This window comes from Streptomyces sp. NPDC057249 (genome assembly GCF_042669245.1).
Lineage (GTDB): Bacteria > Actinomycetota > Actinomycetes > Streptomycetales > Streptomycetaceae > Streptomyces.
In genome coordinates, this window is record NZ_JBHUXS010000014.1 from 177,139 (window position 1) to 198,014 (window position 20,876).

Below are 20,876 nucleotides of genomic sequence, written 5' to 3' on the forward strand. Positions count from 1 at the left end.
CAGGAAAATGGGAGAGGTTCCGCCGGTGTCGTCCGAGGAAGACCGTACGAAAGCCGCGTCGCTCGATCAGGGCGCCCTGCTCAAGGACCTGCAACGGCAGGTCGTGCTCCTGCAGGAGGACCTCCGGGAGCGCACGGAGTCGGAGCCGGAGTACGCGACGGCCCTGCACGCCGAGTATGACCGCGCCCTGGCCTCCGAGCGCACCGCCTACCCGTACGAGACGTGGCGCGACGAACGCGTGGTGCAGATCGCGGCCGCCTGGATCCTGGCCTGCGTCTTCGTCCGCTTCAGCGAGGACAACGGCCTGATCCCCGACGCCTGGCTCTCCGGCCCGGGGGAGCGCCTGGCTGAGGCGCAGGACCGCCACGACGACTTCTTCCGCCGCAGCCCCGAGCTGAACGACCGCGACTGGCTGACGGAGTCCTTCGGCGCGCTGGGCGAGGCGCACCCGACGGCGGCCGGCCTCTTCGACCGCCGCCACAACCCGCTGTGGGAGGTCACCCCGTCCTACGAGGCGGCGACCCGGTTGCTCGCGTTCTGGCGCGAACGCGGTGCGGACGGCGAGGTCCGCTACGACTTCTCCGACCCCGAGCTGAACACCCGCTTCCTCGGCGACCTCTACCAGGACCTCTCCGAGCACGCCCGCAAGACGTACGCCCTGCTCCAGACACCGGTGTTCGTGGAGGAGTTCATCCTCGACCTGACACTGGACCCGGCCATCGAGGAGTTCGGCCTCGACCCCGTCTGGAAGCACACGCCGGACGGCTGGCGCGGCGAACTCACGGACGGCGAGGTACGAGGCCTGCGCTGCATCGACCCCGCGTGCGGCTCGGGCCACTTCCTGCTCGGCCTGTTCACGCGCATCCTGGCGCGCTGGCGCGAGCTGGAGCCTGGCACGGACGACTGGGTGCTCATTCGCCGCGCCCTGGAGTCGGTCCACGGCGCGGACAAGAACCCGTTCGCCGCGTCGATCGCCCGCTTCCGCCTCCTGGTGGCGGCGCTCAAGGAGTGCGGCGTACGGGAGCTGCGAGGCGCGCCGGAGATGCCGATCCGCGTGGCGGTGGGGGACTCACTGCTGCACGGGCGGGGGTCGGAGGGCGTCACAGAGCCGCTGTTCGCGGACGAGACGTTCTACTACCGCACGGAGGATGCGCGGGAGTACGCGGGGGAAGTGGACCTACTCGGCAAGGGGACGTACCACGTGGTGGTGGCGAACCCGCCGTACATCACGGTGAAGGACAAGCAGGAGAACCAGAACTACCGGGACAAGTACTGGGCCTGCGCGGGGAAGTACGCGCTGTCGGTGCCGTTCGCTCAGCGGATCTTCGAGTTGGCTGTGCGGGGTGGTGGCGACCACCGGGACGGTGGCTTCACGGGGCAGATCACCGCGAACTCCTTCATGAAGCGCGAATTCGGGAACGTCCTCATCGAGGCGTACTTCCATGGAGGCTCGTACAAGGACCCCCAGAGCAAGCGGAAGCGGGACTTCCCGGGGGTGGAGCTCTCGCACATCATCGACACGTCGGGGGCATTCATTCCGGGGCACGGCACCCCGACGGTGATCCTGGCCGGCCGGAACCAGGTGGCACGGCAGGGGCAGCCGATTCGGGCGGTGCTGGGCGTACGGGGGGAGCCGGACCAGCCTAAAGAACCGGCGAAGGGCCAGGTGTGGACGGCGATCAAGCATCAGGTGAGGAGGCCTGGGAGCGAGTCCGAGTGGATCAGCGTGACCGATAAGCGCCGTTCGGACTTTGCGGACTTCCCTTGGAGCCTGTCCGGCGGGGGAGCTGCCGATGTAATGAAGGCGCTGGGGCAAAAGTCGCGAGTACTTGATGCCGTCCTCGACCGGCCCATCGGATTCGCAAGCTTCCCTGGGCAAGACGAAGTCTTCTTCCTTTCACGGCAATGGTTTAGTCAACGAGCGGATGCGCGCCACTTGGAATGCTTGCTGGTCGTCGGTGAAGTGGTCCGGGACTGGGAAACGGCAGCCGATACGCCTGCGCTGGTGCCGTACGACCGGGAACATGAACCTATTGCGTACGAGGCGGGCACCACGTGGGGTCGACACCTATGGTCTATGAGGACCGTACTTGGATCGACCACAGGGTTCGGAGGTCAAACGCGCGCTGACTCCGACGATCCCTGGTGGACCTGGTACCGGTGGGTGAAGACGCGTTACAGCACCCCCCTGTCCATCGCATTCGCTTTCGTCGCTACGCACAACCACTTCGTGTTGGACCGGGGCGGGAAGGTGTTCAATCGTTCCGCGCCAGTCATCAAGTTGCCGGAGGGGGCCAGCGAGGAGCAGCACCTGGAGCTGCTGGGGGTGCTGAACTCTTCGACGGCTTGCTTCTGGTTGAAGCAGGTGAGCCAGGGCAAGGGCGGCAGTGGCCTTGGACGCGGCCTTCAGGACGAGGAGTGGGAAGAGCGCTACGAGTTCACGGGGACCAAGCTCCAGGAATTTCCGCTTCCCACCGACCTTCCGCTCCCGCATGGCCGCGAACTCGACGCCCTCGCTCAGAAGCAATTCGCGTACGACCCCTCGATCCTGATGGCTCGCAGTGTTCCCACCCGTACGGCACTCGACGCCGCACGCGATGCCCAGGAAGGCATCGGCGCTCGCATGATCGCCCTTCAGGAGGAACTCGACTGGACAACCTACGGGGCTTACGGCCTACTCACGCCGACCGAGGTCGCGCGAACCACGCTCCCCGGCGACCCCGCCGAGCTAAGCGACGCCGATCTGCCGCGTACAGCCCTCGGGCAGCGAGCGTTCGAGATCACGCTGGCTCGCAAGGTGCGCGACGAGGAGGCCGAAACCGCCTGGTTCAGTCGGCACCGCTCCACGCCGACCACCGAAATCCCCGCCGACTGGCCCGACGCCTACAAGAACGTCGTCCAGGCCCGCCTAGACCTCATCGAGTCCAACAAGGACATCCGCCTCATCGAGCGCCCCGAATACAAGCGCCGCTGGTCCACCGAGCCCTGGGAGAAGCGCGAGGCAGCCGCTCTCCGCACCTGGCTGCTCGACGCCGCCGAGCGCAAGGACCTGTGGTTCGAGGAGCGGAACGAGTTCACGTCCCCCCGTCCCCTCACCGTGAACCAGCTCGCCGACGCCCTCCGTCATGACGAGGACGTCCAGTCCGTCGCCGCTCTCTACGCCGCCGACCACCTCGGCAAGCGTGACGCCTCCCTGGCGACCGTGCTCGCAGCCGTCATCGAGCCCGAGCACGTCCCGTACCTCAGCGCCCTGCGCTACAAGGAGACCGGCCTCCGTAAGCGCGCGCAGTGGGAGCAGGTCTGGGAGCAGCAGCGCGAGGAGGACCGTACCGGGCAGCGACTCGACATCGCGGTCCCGCCGAAGTACACCGGCGCCGACTTCCTCAGGCACTCCTACTGGTCGAACCGCGGCAAGCTCGACGTGCCCAAGGAGCGGTTCATCTCCTACCCGGACGCGTCGACCGATAACGACCAGTCTCTGTTGCTCGGCTGGGCCGGCTGGAACCACCGCGAGCAGGCGGAGGCCCTGGCGAACCTCGTCCACGATCGGGCGGAGAAGGACGGCTGGCCGAAGGAAGACCCCCGCTTCGTGCCGCTGCTCGCCGGGCTCCAGGAGGCCATGCCCTGGGTGCACCAGTGGTACGACGAGTTCGACGACGAGTGGGACGGCAATCCGGCGGAGGAGTTCCAGAGCGCGCTCAACCTGGGCCGCACCGAACGCCACCTGTCCGAGTCCGACCTGCGCGCGTGGCGCCCGGAGAAGAAGCGGGGCGGCCGGAAGAAGGCCGCGGAGTAGGCACGTACGCATGCGTGTGGGTGGGACCGGAGCCCGGTCCCACCCACCTACGCGCACCGGCGCGTCACACGTCGTCCACCACCCGCCGGTCGACGTCAGCGCTCGCGGCGCAGCGACACCCGGAAGTCGTCGCCGTCACGGCTCAGGAAGAGACCCGAGCCCTTCACGCTGGGCACGTAGGGAGCGACGGTTCCCACTCCCAGGACCTTTGCCGAGTCAGGCCCGGAGGTGAGGTCCATCTGGGCGACGACCGGACCGGTGTCGCCAGCGGCCGAGTCCTCTTGGACCGCGCCGTACGCCGTTCCGTCGTCGCGGATCGAGGCGATCGCGATCGACTTGCGGTCGCCGTCCTGCGCCAGGCAGATGCCCTTCTTCCGTCGCAGGTCGAAGGCGACGGGGCCGGCGGCGAGGTAACGGCCGTTGGGGGAGGCGACCAGCGGGTATTCGCGCTGCGAACCGCGGTTGCTTCCACCTATGCCATCTCCGAGGCCGTATCCGCAGGTCATGGTGGCCTGAAGGCGTCCCGTTCGGACGTCGTGCACGGACCACACCGGGTCGGTGCCGGAGCCGTACTTACCGTGGGTGGTCCAGCCGGCGAGCAGGTGGCCGTCATTGACGCCGTACACCATGCCGTTCCAGGTCTCGAGGACGCCCGCTCGCGCGGCCACGCCGTCCGGCCGTACGGTGTCGCTGATCCAGCGGCCCGGCATGCCGAAGCCTCCGCTGTCCATACCGACCAGAGGGCCGTCGGCGGTGGCCGCCATCACACGACTGCCGGAGCAGAAGTCGGCCTGCGCACACTGGGGGAGAAGGTCGTCGGCGTTGTCATAAGCGGTCGTCTTGCCTGTGGCGAGGTCCACCGCGGAGGACCACTGCGAGTACGGGCCCTCTGCCCCCCAGCCGACCAGCACCCGCCCGCCGGCCGCCCTCACGTGGACCTCCCCGGGGTCGGCCGTCACGGGCACCTCGATCTGCCGCAGCGGCTTCACCGACATGCCTGTGGCGTCGGCGGGATACACCGCGAGGCGTACCACCTCGACGCCCTTGTGCAGGGCGTCCTTGCCGCGCAAGCCGTGGGCGTACGCGACGACGTACTCCTGCCCGTCCTGTTCGGCGGCCATCACATCCGGGATCTCCGCCGCCTCCCCCGCCTCCGGGTCACCGGCCGCGCCCTCCAGCGGCGTCGGCGGATCCCAAGGCGCCGACACCCAGCGGACCCGGCCGGTGTCGGCAGCGCGCACCGCGATCGTGTAACCGTTGGAGGCGACGTGCATCAGCGCGACGGCGCCTGTGCGGGGTGCCACCGTCGCGGGCAGGGACCCCACCGGTCGGGGCACCCAGTTCAACGTCTCGTCCCAGCCCTTGCCCGCGTCGTAGGCATCGGGCACGCTCAACTTGGCGAGCGGCTCGCTCTGGTGGTCGGAGCCTGGCTCGGCCTGGTGGGCGGGGCCTGGGGTACCCCCGGGGCCGTCACCATCCCCGGCGCTGCAGCCCGTCAAGGAGACGGCTACCAGCAGAATCGCTCCCACCCCTGCACGCACCCGCATGGCTTGTGCTTCCTCTCTGCCCCCGGTGACCACCTTCCCAACCCTCAGTGATCAGTCGATCATCGACGGTACCAGGGGGCAGTTGCGGTACACGCAGAACCGTTGCCACGCAGGGTAATTGGCTACTTCTCGCCCCTCAGGCCCACTCCCCGAGGCCGACTTGCGCGCGTGGCGCCCCGAGAGGAAGCGGGGCGGCCGGAAGAAAGCCGCGGAGTAGGCCCGTACACATGCGTGTGGGCGGGTCCGGAAGCCGGTCCCGCCCACCTACGCGCACAGGCGCGTCAGCCGCGCGCGGCCATCCGCACGAACCGCGCCCATCCCGCGCTCTCGACGCTCAGGACCGGCCCGTCGGCCTGCTTGGAGTCGCGGATGTGCACGGTGGCGTTCGCAGCGGCTACCTCCACGCACTGGCCGCCCTCGCCGGAGCTGTAGCTGCTCTTACTCCAGGCCAGCCCCGTTGCCGTGTCGGCGTTCTTCCTCACAACTCTCCCAGGAGCATCTCGATCCAAGCCAGTGACTCCTTCGGGGTCATGGCCCGGGCCCGAAGGACGCCGTACGTGGATTCGAGCAACTGAACTTGTGCAGGATCAGAGTGCACGACACCTTGGCAGTGCGTCTCTACGTAGCCCATCCTGCGTTGATTGTTGGCAAGGAGCAACGTGAAAGGACCGGCCCGGCCCGCGTGTTCGTCGCGACTGGTCGGCATGATCTGGATCTCTACGTTCCGTTGGCGGCCGATGGCCAGTAAGTGCTCAAGCTGACCGCGAAGCACTTGTGGCCCTCCGAGTGGCCGACGCACGACCGACTCCTCGATGACGAAGCTCAACAGCGGCGCCGGTCGTCGGACGAGGAGCTTCTGCCGGTCGGTCCAGTCGGGCTGTCACCCGCTGCGCAACGGTGTCCTCGTCGAGGAGCGGTCGCCGCATGGTGAACACCGCCCGCGCGTACTCCTCGCTCTGTAACAGCCCGTTCACCACCTGCGAGTCGTACGCATGGAGCTCGACCGCCTCCGCCTCCAGCCGCACGAACTCGCGGAAGAACGACGGATACCGAGCCCGCTCCACCTCACCCTTCATCGCCATCAGCACGCCTCGCGCGCCCACGGCGAGGTCCACCGCGTCCACCACCTCCGGCTTCGGGATGCGACGCCCCTGCTCCACGGCGGCGATCTGCGCCTCGCCGTACCCGACGATGAGGCCCAACTCCGCCTGCGTCAGCTTTGCGGCCTCGCGCAGCAGCTTCATCTGGCGGCCGAAGCAGCGCAGGAACCCGCCGCCCGGTTCCGCGGCGCTCTCGACGGGGTCCGCCATCGCAACATCCATGAGTCCCGCGCTCCTTCGGCCGGCAGGCAGTGGCAAGGGGCTAGGTTCGTAAGGGGCGTTGAAGGGCGGGATCGATGTAAACGTCCGTCGTGTGAGTGACCACGCAGGGCGCACGCTGCTAGATCACGAGGCCCGGATACGAAGGGTCTTCCCCCCGCTACCGTGTGGGAGAAGTCCAAGGCCAGGGGTGTGACGATGTCAGGAGAGTGCGTACTTGTGGAGACGCAGGTCCCGCTGATCGTTCGCCCCGTCGATCTCAACGACGACGACACGGTCGAGCAGCTCGCGGTCGACCTGGCCGTCTTCGCGTGGCAGGAGACCGCCGGACAGGTGGTCGCCACGGTCTTCGCTGCGTCGTCCGATCCCGTGGCCGCCGCTTCGGCTGCGGTGTTGTGCATCAGACGTGTGCTGCGCAGGCCTCGGTGGAGCGCGTCGACGAGCAGTTCGTCTCGCTCGCCGACATCGCCGCGCGGGCAGGACTGAGCCACGAAGCCGCCCGCCTGTGGGCGGCGGGGAAGCGGCGCGCCACCGTTGCACCGTTCCCGGCCCCGCGGGCCGAGGTGGGGCAGGGACGCAGGGCGACCAGGATTTGCACCTGGCCGGAAGTCCTTGCCTGGCTGGAGGCGCACTACTGCCTCGACCTGGAGCCGGACACGGCGTACCTCACGGTGCGCAGGTGGCGCGGCTCAACGCCCTCCTGCGGGAGCCGCAGAAGAAGCACCGGCAGCCAGTGGCGACCGCCGGTGTCACGCGGACCCTCGCCGTCGTGGACGCGGCGCCGGAGGGGACGTCACGCCGCGACCGACCGTAGTGCGCTACGCCGTGCCGGTCGGCCGAAGTCACGATGGGGCGCCGAGTTTCACCTGTTTCCGTCGCCGACTGACCTATTTCCCCGGTAGTCATGGTCTTCACGCTACGAGGGGAACGTCAGTATGATCCTCATATGCGAGTAACGAAAGCAGCGCTTGAGCAGCATATTGCCGTCTTTGGTGAGGGTGGCAGCGGGAAGACCGTCATGCTCTCCTCCTTCTATGGAGCCATGCAGGAGCCTCAACACCTGCAGAAAAGCCTGTTCCGTGTCGTGGCGGACGACATGGGTCAGGGAACGCGGCTTCATCAAAATTACCTCGGCATGAAATCGGCGCGAGTTCCCGCAACCACCCATTTCGCCGCCACGTCCTATTCTTTCTCGGTCAGGATGAAGGATGCCCCCGACGCCAAGGCGGACAAGGCGAACAAGGGTAAACTTTTCGACGCCCTGCGGCTCGTCTGGCACGATTACCCGGGGGAGTGGTTCGAGCGGGATGTCAACGGGCCCGAGGAAGCCCGACGCAGAATTGACGCGTTTATGTCCTTGCTCACCTCTGATGTGGCACTCCTGCTGGTGGACGGCCAGCTGTTGCTGGAGAACGCCGGACAGGAAGAACGGTACCTGAAGTCCCTGCTGGCCAATTTTCGCAACGGGTTGCTGTCGCTCAAGGATGATCTGCTGGAGGATGGCAAGCCTCTCGTCGACTTTCCGCGTATCTGGATCATGGCGCTGTCGAAGTCCGATCTGCTGCCGGACATGGACGTGTTCGGGTTCAGGGATCTCCTCGTGGAAAAGGCCGGCGGTGACCTGGTCGAATTGCGTGAGGTGATCGCCGGACTGGTGGAGGCCGACGAAGCGCTGTCCGTGGGCGAGGACTTCGTACTGCTTTCGTCGGCGAAGTTCGGTGAGGAAAAAATTGAGGTGACCAAGCGTGTTGGTATGGATTTGATCCTCCCCCTGGCAGCCATGCTGCCTTTTGAGCGCCACGTCCGATGGGGCCAGTCGAAGCAAATCCCTGCAAAGGTGGCCGAGGGGCTGCTTGCCGGCGTCGGGGCCCTGGCCACTGTGCTGCTCGAAAAAAAGGTCAAACCGGCCGGCCCCGCAGGAGCAGTGCTTAACCTCGTCAGCCGAGTGCTCTCGAAGGAACTTCTGGACGAGGCGGTCAAGGCGACGGGAGAGAAGCTCAAGAACATGAACTCTGAAGCAATGGCCAAACAGAACTATCTCACAGCAACATTGACCCGGTTCCGGATGGACTTGGACAGGGGCGAAGAGGAGCAGGTCCTTCTGAGGAGCATGAAATGAGCCTCATCTGGGCCACCCGTGGGCGGACCTGGGGTTTCAGGTTTCTCCGTGACGGCGGATTCAGGGATCCGCTCCGGGCCTATGACGAAGCCTTCTCAGCTGTCGGGGACGAACCGGAAATCTGGCGGCGCGTCGCGGACAAGGGGGCGCTGCGTTTTCCGGATCCGCTGGGGCGGAAGGACAGGGCTGGCAGAGTCATCCCCCACGAGTTCGTCTTCCTCGGCCCCTTGGCCGATGAGGTCGACTCGGTGGACGACGCCCGCCAGTTGGTCTGGCCACAAGTCGCCGACGTATTCGCGCGGGTCTGGGAACTGCCCGAGCCGCCCTCGGCCGAGAGGTGACGCCGACGACACAATCCTCGCGGCAGAGTCCTGGGGGTCCTGCCTCGGGTGGCCGAGCAGGCCCCGACAGCCAGGGGCCCGCCCCCGACGGGCGCTGTCTGTAGGGGTGTCCCTCCTGGTGGGGGCGGGACGGCCGCCCCGAGACTCCTGGACATGACGACGACCGAGCTCCCCGCGCCTCCCACCGGGAACACCTTCGAGCTGCGCTTCTCCTCCACCGCGCGCGGCGCCCGCCTGGCACGGCGACTCGCCTCGCACCGCCTCCACACCTGGGGCCACCGCTACGGCTCCGAGGTGAACGACTCGGTCAGCCTGGTCGTGGGCGAGCTGGCCGCTAACGCCGTCACGCACGGGCGGGTCCCCGGCCGCGACGCCCAACTGCGGCTGGTGCGGGTGACCGACGAGCGTGGCGCGTGGAGGTGAGCGACACCCGTGGCGAGCGCCGGCCGGCCGCGCGGACGGCCCTCCCCACCGGCGACGCGGAGTCGGGACGCGGACTGATGCTGGTCGCGGCGCTGAGCCAGGAGTGGGGCGTGGACGAGCGCAGGGGCGGCCCGGGCAAGACGGTCTGGGCGGTGGTGACGGTGCAACCCCGCGACTGACCGGCCGAGGGCGGATTCCCCGTACGCGGCACCTTCCGGCGCTGCACACCGGTCCGACGTAACGGGAAAGGTTCCGCTGTGACCAAGCTGATCGCCGAACTTTTCGACGAGGTCGGTAAGGCCGCTCCCCCTCCTTGTATCCGTGATAAATTTCGGATATACGAAGAGGGGTGTCCTGTGGGAAAGACGTTGATCGAGCTTGATGAGCAGGCGCTGGCCGTCGCGCAGGCGGCGTTCGGCACGAAGACGAAGAAGGACACGGTCAACCGGGCATTGCGCGAGGTCAGCGACCGCGTCAAGCGTCACGAAGCGCGCGTGGCGGCAGAGCGGACCGCCGCCGAGGCTCTGGATCTGGATGCCTTGCTGGACGGGACGGGCTACCGCCCCGGTGCCGAAGAGGACCGGGCTGCGTGAACCATCTCGCCGACACCTCCGCGGTGGCGCGCTTTCTGCGAGACGGCGCGGACACGTGGGGGTGGGGGGAGGCGCTGGACTCCGGGCTGGTCGGGATGTGTGAGATCACGGAGATCGAAGTGCTGCGTTCCGCGCGGTCGTCCGCCCACCACCAGCAGATGCGGCAGTACCTGAACGGCTTCTACGCCTGGGCGCCGACTCCGGACGGTGTCTACCGGCGCGCGCGGGAGGTCCAGAGACTCCTCGTCGCACACGGCGAACACCGCAGTGCCGGACCGGTCGATCTGCTCGTCGCGGCGGTCGCCGAATTGTCCGGAGTCGCACTGCTGCACTGTGACCGGGACTTCGAGACACTTGCCAGGCATACCGGGCAGCCCACTGTGATGCTTGCGGAGCGTCCCCGATCCTGACGGCGCCGCAGCCCGCTGATCCACTCCGGACCGGACTGCTTCCCCCGCACACCCGAGCTGGCAGGATGGAGGGGTGTACGTGCGGGACGCGAGTGACAGTGTGACTGCGCTGCGTGTCCGGCTGCGGCGGCCGGGCGGGATGTATCGGGGAGCGGGAGCGGCTGATGGCCAGGGGCAGTGACATTGTGCTGAAGGACGTCCTCGACATCAAGGAGGACGTCCACGCCGGTGACTTCAAGATCGAACTGTCGAAGGGCTTCACCGGGTCCTCTGCCGGCACGGTCGAGGAGTACGTCGTCACCCCGCAGCTGCGGGAGCAGTTCGACACCGCGCTGAAGCTGATCCGCAGCGCGGTGAAGAAGAACAGCTCGTACGCCGCCTACCTGCACGGTTCGTTCGGTGCAGGTAAGAGCCACTTCCTGAGCGTGCTGCACGCCGTGCTCAACGGCGATCCCGCCACCCGCGCCAAGCCCCGGCTGCGCGAGGTGGTCGCCGAGCACGACGAGTGGCTCCGCGGGAAGAAGTTCCTCATGATCCCCTACCACCTGGTCGGGGCCGCCAACCTGGACTCGGCGCTGCTCGGGGGATACGTCAAGACCGTGCGCGAGCGCCACCCGGACGCGCCCACGCCACTGGTCTTCAAGGCGGACTCGCTGCTGTCCGACGCACGCAGCCTGCGGGCGTCCCTCGGGGACGAAGAATTCGCGAAGCTGCTGCCCACCGCCGAGGCCGCACCCGGAACCGCGGCGGACGACGAGGACGACGAGGGGCTCGCCCCGATCGGTGCCGTCGCCGACACCGCCTGGACCACTGCGGAGCTCGATGCCGCCTTTGCCGCGCCCCATGGGGACGAGGGGCGGGCGCGACTCGTATCAGCCCTGGTCAGCGGGCCCAACAAGGCGTACGCGGACAGCATTCGGGGCGACGCGGCAGCGTACGTGTCCCTGGACGACGGCCTCAGTGCCATGAGCGTGCACGCCCAGTCGCTCGGCTACGACGGAGTGGTGCTCTTCCTCGACGAACTGATCCTGTGGCTGCAGGCCCGGATGCGGGAGCGGACCTTCGTCAACGACGAGATCCAGAAACTCGTCAAGCTGATCGAGTCCAGCAACCCGAACCGGCCGGTCCCGATCGTCTCGTTCATCTCACGCCAGCGTGACCTCTCCCAGCTCGTCGGCTCCGACATCCTCGGCTCCGACGTGCAGAACATGGAGCAGGCGCTGGAGTACCTCAAGGAGCGCGTCACCGTCGTCGACCTGGAGGACCGCAACCTTCCGGAGATCATCAAGGAAAGGGTGCTCAAGCCCAGGTCCGGGCAGGAGCACGTGCTGGAGGCCGCCTTCGAGGGCGTCGACCGGTTCAGCCCGCTGGTGAAGGACGTCCTGCTGGACGACGGCGGTGCGACGCACGCGGGCTGGGACGACTTCCGGACCGTCTACCCGCTCTCACCCGCTCTGCTGAACGTCCTCGTCGCCCTGTCCGGCGCCCTCCAGCGCGAACGCACCGGCCTCAAGCTCGTCCAGCAGCTCCTGGAGAGGAACGCCGACGCCAAGCTCGGTCAGCTGATCCCCCTCGGCGACCTCTGGGACGTGCTGATCGACGGGACAGGCGCGGCCTTCACCGACAAGCTGAAGCACGAGTCCGAGGCGGCCCAGCGGTTCCACACCAAGGCCCGTCTCCACCTGCTGGAGAAGTACGGACGGGACGACCACCCCGACTTCCTCGCCGACGACCGCTTCGTCAAGACGCTGCTGCTGGCCGCGCTCGCCCCCGACGTACCCGCGCTGCGCCGCCTCACCGGGGCACGGCTCGCCGCCCTCAACCACGGCTCCGTACGGTCGCGGACCGTGCCCGTCGGGCAGAAGGTCATCGACCGGATGCGGGCCCTGCAGGGCGAGTACCCCACCGAGCTGCGGGCCGAGGGAGAAACCGACCCCGTCTTCTCGCTGCACCTGTCCGACCTGGACGTCGAACCCCTCCTCGACGCCGTCGCCGGCGAGGACCGGTCGGGAGTGCGACGTGTATGGCTGCGGGACCGGCTGTGGGAGGAACTCGGGGTGAAGGAAGGCCAGCTGGTCCCCGAGAAGGAGATCATCTGGCATGGGACCCGGCGCACCGCGGAGTTCGTGTTCGGTAACGTCCGCGACCCGCGGGACCTGCCGGACGAGCAGTTCACACCGGCCACCCCGGGTAACATCCGCTTCGTCGTCGACTACCCCTTCGACGACGACGGCAACTACCCCACCGACGACTACCAGCGCGTGGTCGAACTCACCAGGGACGGATACACCGCCGCCACCCTCGTCTGGCTGCCCGACTTCTTCTCTGAACAGCGCAAGGCCCAGCTCGGCCGGCTCATGCGGATCAACTTCCTGCTGGAGCGCGACCGGCTCGCCGACTACACCCGCAACTACCCGCCGGACGACCGGGCCAAGGCCCGCCGCCAGCTGGAGGTCGGCCGCGAGACCCTCACCCGGACCCTCACCGGCTCGCTCGCCGAGGTGTACGGAATCGCCGAGGCCAAGGACGGCACCAGGGCCGCGGAAGTGGTGGAAGGCCGCCACGTCCTCTGCATGGACCCCCGCTTCCCGCGTCCGCAGCCGGAGGGCGGGAAGCCCTTCGCCGACAACGCGCTGCACCTTGCCGGAGGGCTCCTGGCCGCGCTCTACCCCAAGCATCCCGACTTCGGCCGTCACCCCAGCGGCCAGAACAAGGCCGTCACCACGGGTGAGCTGCGGACCGCCCTGGAGTGGATCACTCGGGCCATGGACGAGGGCGGACGCGCGGAGGTCGACAGCCACCAGCTGAAGACCGTCAAGCGCATCGTGGAACCCCTGGAACTCGGCACCGTCCACGACGGCCCGCTCGTGCTGCGCGCCGACTGGCGTACGCGGATCAACCAGGCCGCCGCCCAGCACAAGGAACGCGGCCCGCTCAACGTCGAGGACATCCGCAGCTGGATCACCCGGGACCTCGGCTACGACGGCCTCGACAAGCAGACGACGAACCTCCTGATCGCCGCGTACGCGCTGCTCGACGACCGCGCCTGGGTCTACCACTCCGGTCCGGAGACCGCCGCACCCGAGCTCGCCGCGATCGGCCCCGGCTGGGCGCTGCGTTCCCAGCCGCTGCCCAGCGAGGACGAGTACGCCCGCGCCCGGGACCGTGCCGGGCGGCTCTTCGGAGCCCGCGCCAAGCCCGCCCTGTTCGCGCGGAACGTCAACAAGCTCGCCGAGGAGGTCCGGGACAGGACGACGGAGTACGAGACCTCCGTGACTGGGGTCCGTGCCTCGCTGGACCAGCACGCCGCCCTGCTCGGCCTCGACGGCGACGCCCCCGCCCCGCGTACGGCGATGCTCCGAGAGGCCGCCGGGGTGCTCGCCCGGCTCAGCCGTCACGGCAGCGATGCGACCGCCCTCGTCCGGGAACTCTCCGGTCTCTCCTACGAGACCCCGGACCGGGACCTGGCCCACACCATGACCACCGCGGAAGCGGTGCTCCAGGCCCTGGACGACGCCGACGCGGCCTGGCGGGTCCTCAAGAACGTCCGGCGCCTCAGCGACCGCGACGACAGCCTGGGCGACCGGGCACGCCGGCTGCTGACCCAGGTCGCCGAGACGGCCCGGGCCTCCGAGTTCGAACGCTCCCTGGTGCCCGTGCTCGGCGGCGTCCCGGAGACCGGTATGGCCATCGTCGAGGCGGCCCTGCACGTGGAGCAGGCAGCCCCGCAATCGCCGTTCCCTGCCCCCGGGCCGGACCTGATTCGCCTTTCGCAGCACGGGAACCCGCCCGTGCCCTCCGACCCCGCGCCTTCCCCGCTGCTGCCGAAGCCCCAACAGCCACAGGGAGGGGCCGACACGAGCACACAGTCCGCCCGGCGGGTTATCGCGTCCGGTCTCTCCCCACTGGAGTCACTGCTCAGTGACGAACTGGAAGCCGTCCGCGGGGAGATCGAACAGTTCCGCGCCGCCCACCCGGACACGCCGGTGGAGATCATCTGGCGTGCGGTGAAGAACGACGACGAGCGAGACGCGGAAGAGGGCAACTGATGGCCGTACGCCCCGCCGCCGGCCGCCGCGCCATCGAAGTGCTCCTGGAGAGCGAACTCCCTCACGGCGAGGACCGGCGCTTGGTCCTGGTCGACGCCACCTACGAAGGAGGGGACCGGGAGACCGAATTCACCGTCCGGATCAACGGCCGCAAGCGCCGCGTACGCATCACCGAACAGAACTCCCCCCTCGGCATCGTCGACGCCTGGCAGCGCCACCGGTCCCAGGAGGACCCGGACGGCGACAGCGTCCTCGTCGTCACCGGGGCGGTCCCCGCCGACCAGCTCGGCTGGGACCTGCGCGCCCACGCCGTCCGCAGGCGCTCCCTAGCCGTCGATCCGGCGGACATCGTCAAGCAGCTCTTCGGCGCCGCGGACCTCGACGCCCGGATGGCCGGCGAGAAGTGGCTCCTGGACGCCCTGCTCGAAGCCGAGCCCGCGGGCCACTGGCCGCGCAGCGGAGCCGTGCTCACGCGTGACCGTGCCGTACGGGCCCTGCTCGCCGCCCGGCTCGGACTCGGCGACACCACGTCCGACACGCTGGACTTCGACGCCGACACCCTGTTCGCCTGGACCCGGACCGGAGCGGGCCCCGTCCTGTTCGCCGCACTTCCCGCTGCCGAGCGTGCAGGTCTCAGCGAGTGGCTGGAGAAGACCGTCGGGCCGGCCGCGCCCACACTCCTCGCGCTGGCCGCCGACCGACGAGGTGCCGACGCCCTTCCGCTGGGAGCCCTCGCATCGGCCGCGCTCGCCGCCTCCTCGGCGGAGGCCACCGGGTTCGCCCTGGGCACCCTGTACGGCTCCGCCCTCGCGTCCTTCGACGCGCTGCGGCCCTTCGCCGACGCCGCTACCGGAGTCGTCACCCGCTGGATCGCGCAGGCCGAAGGCGGCGGACCCCACGGGAACGAGGCGCGCAGCCGCGTCCTCGCCGTACTCGACCGGGCCGACCAACTGGCCGCCGACGCCCGGCTCAGCCCGCTCATCGGCACCGACCGCCTGCTGCCCTCCGGCTACCGAGCCAGACTGCGCGCACTCGCGGCCACCCTCGACGGCGATGTCGCCCACGCGGAGGCCGCACTGCGAGAACTGGCCGAACACCAGCTCGCCGAGCTGAACGCCGAGTCCACGGACATGGCACGCACCGCCGTGCGCCTGGTGCGCTGGCTGAACGGGCCGATGCCGAAGACGGTGTCGACGGGCCAGGCCGTGCAGGAGCACATGGCATCGGCGGGCTGGGCCGACCTGGCCGTCGGCATCCTCTCCGAGGGCGACACCTCACTCGACACCGCCGTCGGCGAGGCCTACCACCGGCTGATAGGAGCGGTCCGCGAGCGTCGCACCCGGCTCGACGAGGCATTCGCCCGCACCCTCGCCGACTGGACGGAGAACGCGTCCCAGCAGGCGACGGGCGGCGCGCTCCTCATCGAGAACGTACTCGCCGAAGCAGCGGCGCCGCTCGCCCGCGACGGAGGCCGGCCCCTCATCCTCGTGCTCGACGGCATGAGTGCTGACGTCGCTGTCCAGCTCGCCGGTGAACTGGACCGCAAGGTGTGGACCGAGGTGATCCCCAAGCCACGCCCCGGCAAGGAAGCGGCCCGCCAGGCGGCCGTATCCATGCTGCCGTCCCTCACTACGATCAGCAGGGCATCACTCCTGAGCGGCGAACCGGCCCAGGGCGGGCAGAGCGTGGAACGGGCCGGTTTCACCACGTTCTGGCGCAAGCGCCACCGTGACGCCCACCTCTTCCACAAGGGCGGCTACGAAGGGCCGCCGGGACACCGCCTTGCCCCCGAACTGCTGGACACCCTCGCGTCCGACGACGTCGTCGCCGTCGTCGTCAACACCATCGACGACGCGCTGGCAGACGGCCGCGAGGGCGCCCGCGGCCGATGGAACATCGGCGACATCTCCAAACTCTCCGACCTGCTCAACGCGGCACGCGACTACGGCCGCCCCGTCGTCCTCGTCTCCGACCACGGGCATGTCCTGGACCGCACCCCGCGCGGCCACCAGCAGACCGATGCGGAAGGGGTGGGAGGCGCACGCTGGCGCACCGGCACCCCGCAGCAGGGGGAGATCGCACTGGCGGGCCCCCGTGTCCTCGCGGGCGGCGGGCACATCATCGCCGCCTGGCGGGACGACCTGCGCTACACCGGCAGACAGGCCGGATACCACGGCGGTGCCGCTCTGGCAGAGGTCACCGTTCCCGTGATCACCGTCGTCCCGTCCGCCGATCTAATCCCGGCCGGCTGGACCCTGCTGCCTGCGGAGAGCACCGCTCCGCACTGGTGGCGAGGCGGCGATGCCGCGCCCATGAGGGCCGGCTCCGCACCCCTCGCAGAAAAGCCGCGCGGCAGGAAGGCGGCTCCGGCCCCGGAGGGCGAAGGCATCTTCATGCTGCCCGGGCGGGGCACGCTCGGTGAACAGACCGTGCAGTCGCCCCTGTTCAAGGCACAGCGTGAGTTCGTCCGTCTCGCCCCGACCGAGAAGGCCGTCGCCGCAGTTCTCGACGCCCTGCTCTCCGCAGGCGGAAAGCTCTCCCCGGGCGCGGTCGCCGCCGCCGCGCAGGCCGCCACCGGCAAGTCGCAGCGCAACCCCGAGCGCTTCGCCACCGTGCTGGAGCGGCTGCTGAACATCGACGGATACCCCGTACTCCAGCTCATCGAATCCGGACGGACAGTCCAGCTCGACAAGTCCCTGCTCCAGCAGCAGTTCCTCGGAGGGGCCGCATGACCACCGGGTCCTCGGAGATCAGCACGGCACGCCGGCGCGATGTGATCGACGCCCTGCGGCGCGGAACGGTGCCACGAGCCGGGCTCGGACTGTTTGCCGTGGGGCTGAACCGTTTCGAAGCCACTCTCGACGACGACCTGGACACCGTGGCGCGCGGAGGCTCAGCCTTCCACGCCCTGCGCGGCGAGTACGGCTCCGGCAAGACCTTCTTCGCCCGCTGGCTCGCCGAACGCGCCAAGCGGCGCGGTCTGGCCGTCAGCGAAGTGCAGATCTCCGAGACCGAGACCCCGTTGCACCGGCTGGAGACCGTCTACCGCCGGCTCGCCGAACGCCTCACCACCGCCACCCACCAGCCCTCGGCCCTCCGGTCGGTGATCGACTCCTGGTTCTACGCGCTGGAAGAGGAAGTCCTGGCGTCAGGGAACATCTCGGAGGATGACGAGGACGCGTTGGCCGCGGCCGTCGACGAACTCCTGGAGCGCCGTCTCGCCGATGTTGCCCGCACCACCCCGGCATTCTCCGCCGCTCTGCGCGGATACCGCCAGGCCGTCGCCGCGGGCGACGGCGCCCGGGCCGAAGCACTCATCGCGTGGCTCGGCGGCCAGAAGTCCGTGGCAGCCTCGGCGAAGCGCGCCGCGGGCATCCGGGGCGACCTGGACCACTTCGGCGCCCTCGGGTTCCTCCAGGGGCTCCTCACCGTCCTGCGGGACTGCGGACACCCTGGTCTCCTGCTCGTACTCGACGAAGTCGAGACCCTGCAACGGGTGCGCGGCGACGTACGCGAGAAGTCCCTCAACGCGCTCCGTCAGCTCCTCGACGAGATTGACGCCGGACGCTTCCCCGGCTTGTTCCTCGTCATCACCGGCACCCCCGCCTTCTACGACGGTCAGCAAGGAGTCCAACGCCTCGCGCCCCTCGCCCAGCGCCTCGCCACGGACTTCACCACCGATCCCCGCTTCGATTCCCCGCGCGCCGTGCAACTGCGCCTGGCAGGCTTCGACCTGGAGTCACTGACCGAACTGGGTGCAAAGGTGCGCGACGTCTACACAGGGGTGGCTCGCCGCCCCGAACGGCTGGCCGCGCGCGTCGACGACGCCTATCTCGCGGAACTGGCACGCGCGGTCACCGGCTCGCTCGGCGGGAAGGTGGGCATCGCCCCGCGCCTATACCTGCGCAAACTCGTCGTCGATGTGATGGACAGGGTCGACGAGTACGAGGACTTCGATCCCCGCGCCCACTACGCCCTCACTCTGAACAGTTCCGAGCTGAACGAGACCGAACGCAGCGCGGCCACCGGCGCGGGAGACATCGAACTGGAATTGGACCTGCCATGACGGAACCGGCAGACCCCTTCGACCTCCTCGACCCCGTTCTCGGCCACCACATCGTCAACTCCCTCGGCTGGCGCTCCCTGCGTGCCCTGCAGGAAGAGGCCATCGAACCGCTCCTCAGTGGCGAGGACGCGGTGTTGCTGGCACCCACCGCAGGCGGAAAGACCGAAGCCGCCGCCTTCCCGCTGCTCACCCGTATGAACCGGCGCGGCTGGAAGGGCACCAGTGTGCTCTACCTGTGCCCGCTCAAGGCCCTGCTCAACAACCTCCACCCCCGCCTGGAGACGTACGCGGGCTGGCTGGGCCGCACGGCCTCGCTCTGGCACGGTGACATCACCACCGGCAAACGGCGCCGCATCCTCGCACAGCGCCCGGACATCCTGCTCACCACTCCCGAGTCGCTGGAGTCGATGCTGGTCAGTACGCACGTCGACCACCAGGCCTTCTTCTCGGGGCTGAACGCAGTCGTGGTCGACGAGGTGCACGCCTTCGCGGGTGACGACCGGGGTTGGCACCTGCTGGCCGTACTGGAGCGCCTCAGTCGTGTCGTCGGCCACTCCCTCCAGCGGGTCGGCCTGTCCGCGACGGTCGGCAACCCCGACGAACTGCTGGCGTGGCTCCAGGGCTCCGGACACGGCCGCCGTCCCGCCCGGGTCGTCGCGCCCCTTCTGCGTAAACAGCCGTTGGACGGAGCGGCACCCGCCGCACCACCCCATGGCGACATCGAACTCGACTACGTCGGATCCGTCGCGAACGCCGCCACCGTCATCGCGGCCCTGCACCGGGGCGAGAAGCGGCTCGTCTTCTGCGAGAGCCGCCGCACGGTGGAGGAGCTGGGCGAGAAGCTGCGGCTGAAGGGCGTGACGACGTTCCTGTCCCACGCCTCGCTCTCCGTCGACGAGCGGCGGCGGGCTGAAACTGCGTTCGCCGAAGCGCGTGACTGCGTGATCGTCTCCACCAGCACGCTGGAACTGGGCATCGACGTCGGAGACCTCGACCGCGTCATCCAGCTCGACGCTCCGGCAACCGTCGCCTCCTTCCTTCAGCGTCTCGGGCGTACCGGCCGCCGCCAAGGCACCGCACGCAACTGCCTCTTCCTCGCACTCGACGCTGAGGGCCTGCTCTCGGCGGCCGCACTCCTCCTGCAGTGGTCCCGCGGCTGGGTGGAACCGGTCGTCGCTCCTCCCGAGCCGCGCCACCTAGTCGCCCAGCAGCTCCTGGCCCTGTGCCTCCAGGAGAACCGGGTGGGTGAGAACCTGTGGCATGAGTGGTGGGGCGGCATCGGGCCGTTCGGGCCGGGGGCCGCCCCCGTCGTGCGCCACCTCGTGGAGCAGGGATACCTGGACCACGACGGCGGACTGCTGTTCGTCGGCCCGGAAGCGGAACGCCGATACGGGCACCGCCACTTCATGAACCTGACTGCGGTCTTCACCGCCCCGCCCGAGTTCACCGTCCTCAACGGACGCGCAGAGATCGGGCGCACCGACCCCGACCTGCTCACGGAAGAGATCGAGGGCCCGCGCAAACTGCTGCTGGCCGGCCGCAACTGGCTGGTGACGTACATCGACTGGACCCGCAAGCGCTGCTTCGTCGAACCCGCCGACGCGGGAGGGCGTGCCAGATGGAGTGGATTCGGCGCGGAGCGCATCCGTTCGTTCACCCTCGCTCGCGCCGCCCGGGACGTTCTCCTGGGCGATGACCCACCGGTCCGCCTGACCAAGAGGGCCACGGCACAGCTCACCGATGCCCGCGAGGCGCACCTGCATACCGTCCACCCCGGCGGCACGGTCGTCACCCGGACTTCCGACGGTGATGTCCGCTGGTGGACCTGGGCCGGCCACCGCGCCAACGCCACCCTGGCAGCGTCACTCTCTTCGGTGGTGACCCCGCACCGGCGCGTCGGTGACCAGTGGATTCGGCTCCGCGACGACCTCACGCTTCAGGCCTGGCAGGCTGCCCGCGCGGACAGCGGCGCGGGTCTGTGCCTTCCCGAAGTCGACAGCAGGGCGGTTCGTGGCCTCAAGTTCGCAGAAGCTCTCCCGCCCCGCCTGGCCGAAGCCACTCTCGCCGCGCGCACTGCGGACGAGGAGGGCGCCAGCAAGGTTCTGGCGGAGCCTGCACGCTTTGTCACGCTCAACAACGCGTAGTGCTACTGAGGTTGAACTCGTGGAGTCGCAGGGGCTGACGGCTCCTCGCCGGTGCGGTATCACCGGGGC

General features: G+C 69.1%; 15 protein-coding genes and 1 pseudogene. 12 read left to right on the plus strand and 4 right to left on the minus strand.

Annotated elements, in window-relative coordinates:
- Positions 1 to 7 precede the first annotated feature (7 nt).
- The gene (pglX, locus tag ACFUJY_RS25135) at positions 8 to 3,796 is read left to right on the plus strand and encodes a BREX-2 system adenine-specific DNA-methyltransferase PglX (protein ID WP_383303592.1); all 3,789 of its coding nucleotides are present in this window, start codon (positions 8 to 10) and stop codon (positions 3,794 to 3,796) included.
- Positions 3,797 to 3,891: 95 nt separating this feature from the next.
- Here the strand turns inward: pglX and ACFUJY_RS25140 are convergent, their stop codons facing one another.
- The 4 genes from ACFUJY_RS25140 to ACFUJY_RS25155 form a co-directional block, all read right to left on the minus strand.
- Positions 3,892 to 5,190 (minus strand): hypothetical protein, encoded by a 1,299-nt coding sequence (locus ACFUJY_RS25140; RefSeq protein WP_383303595.1) that lies wholly within the window; start codon positions 5,188 to 5,190, stop codon positions 3,892 to 3,894.
- Between the two features lie 434 nt (positions 5,191 to 5,624).
- Entirely contained in the window at positions 5,625 to 5,825 is a 201-nt protein-coding gene (locus ACFUJY_RS25145) for a DUF397 domain-containing protein (RefSeq protein WP_383303598.1), read from the minus strand.
- Positions 5,822 to 6,142 carry a DUF5753 domain-containing protein gene (locus ACFUJY_RS25150; protein WP_383303600.1) on the minus strand — a complete coding sequence of 107 codons (321 nt, stop codon included), beginning with the start codon at positions 6,140 to 6,142 and terminating at the stop codon, positions 5,822 to 5,824. Before ACFUJY_RS25150 ends, ACFUJY_RS25145 begins: the two co-directional genes overlap by 4 nt.
- The gene (locus ACFUJY_RS25155; RefSeq protein ID WP_383303602.1) at positions 6,096 to 6,665 is read right to left on the minus strand and encodes a Scr1 family TA system antitoxin-like transcriptional regulator; all 570 of its coding nucleotides are present in this window, start codon (positions 6,663 to 6,665) and stop codon (positions 6,096 to 6,098) included. The genes ACFUJY_RS25150 and ACFUJY_RS25155 overlap by 47 nt, the downstream gene beginning before the upstream one ends.
- Positions 6,666 to 6,881: 216 nt before the next feature.
- Between ACFUJY_RS25155 and ACFUJY_RS25160 the strand changes: the two genes are divergently transcribed.
- The 11 genes and pseudogenes from ACFUJY_RS25160 to ACFUJY_RS25210 all read left to right on the plus strand — a co-directional run bounded on the left by ACFUJY_RS25160 (position 6,882) and on the right by ACFUJY_RS25210 (position 20,807).
- The gene (locus ACFUJY_RS25160; protein ID WP_383303604.1) at positions 6,882 to 7,148 is read left to right on the plus strand and encodes a hypothetical protein; all 267 of its coding nucleotides are present in this window, start codon (positions 6,882 to 6,884) and stop codon (positions 7,146 to 7,148) included.
- Between the two features lie 193 nt (positions 7,149 to 7,341).
- On the plus strand, positions 7,342 to 7,476 hold the full coding sequence (locus tag ACFUJY_RS25165; RefSeq protein ID WP_383303607.1) for a hypothetical protein: 135 nt from the start codon (positions 7,342 to 7,344) through the stop codon (positions 7,474 to 7,476).
- A 132-nt stretch (positions 7,477 to 7,608) separates the two neighbouring features.
- Positions 7,609 to 8,781: a hypothetical protein gene (locus ACFUJY_RS25170; protein ID WP_383303610.1), complete on the plus strand. Its 1,173-nt coding sequence runs from the start codon at positions 7,609 to 7,611 to the stop codon at positions 8,779 to 8,781.
- Complete coding sequence (locus tag ACFUJY_RS25175; protein ID WP_383303611.1) at positions 8,778 to 9,122, plus strand: hypothetical protein; 345 nt, start codon at positions 8,778 to 8,780, stop codon at positions 9,120 to 9,122. Before ACFUJY_RS25170 ends, ACFUJY_RS25175 begins: the two co-directional genes overlap by 4 nt.
- Before the next feature lie 153 nt (positions 9,123 to 9,275).
- A pseudogene (locus tag ACFUJY_RS25180) lies at positions 9,276 to 9,724 on the plus strand (ATP-binding protein).
- 78 nt (positions 9,725 to 9,802) lie between these two features.
- On the plus strand, positions 9,803 to 10,138 hold the full coding sequence (locus ACFUJY_RS25185; protein WP_383303614.1) for a type II toxin-antitoxin system VapB family antitoxin: 336 nt from the start codon (positions 9,803 to 9,805) through the stop codon (positions 10,136 to 10,138).
- Positions 10,135 to 10,548, plus strand: coding sequence for a PIN domain nuclease (locus ACFUJY_RS25190; RefSeq protein ID WP_383303617.1), 414 nt, complete (start codon positions 10,135 to 10,137; stop codon positions 10,546 to 10,548). Before ACFUJY_RS25185 ends, ACFUJY_RS25190 begins: the two co-directional genes overlap by 4 nt.
- A gap of 164 nt (positions 10,549 to 10,712) precedes the next feature.
- Positions 10,713 to 14,597, plus strand: a complete 3,885-nt coding sequence (locus ACFUJY_RS25195) for a hypothetical protein (protein ID WP_383303619.1) — start codon at positions 10,713 to 10,715, stop codon at positions 14,595 to 14,597.
- Positions 14,597 to 17,329, plus strand: a complete 2,733-nt coding sequence (pglZ, locus tag ACFUJY_RS25200; protein ID WP_383303622.1) for a BREX-2 system phosphatase PglZ — start codon at positions 14,597 to 14,599, stop codon at positions 17,327 to 17,329. The genes ACFUJY_RS25195 and pglZ overlap by 1 nt, the downstream gene beginning before the upstream one ends.
- On the plus strand, positions 17,326 to 18,663 hold the full coding sequence (brxD, locus tag ACFUJY_RS25205) for a BREX system ATP-binding protein BrxD (RefSeq protein WP_383303625.1): 1,338 nt from the start codon (positions 17,326 to 17,328) through the stop codon (positions 18,661 to 18,663). Before pglZ ends, brxD begins: the two co-directional genes overlap by 4 nt.
- Positions 18,660 to 20,807, plus strand: a complete 2,148-nt coding sequence (locus ACFUJY_RS25210) for a DEAD/DEAH box helicase (RefSeq protein ID WP_383303628.1) — start codon at positions 18,660 to 18,662, stop codon at positions 20,805 to 20,807. Before brxD ends, ACFUJY_RS25210 begins: the two co-directional genes overlap by 4 nt.
- The last annotated feature ends 69 nt before the right edge of the window (positions 20,808 to 20,876 follow it).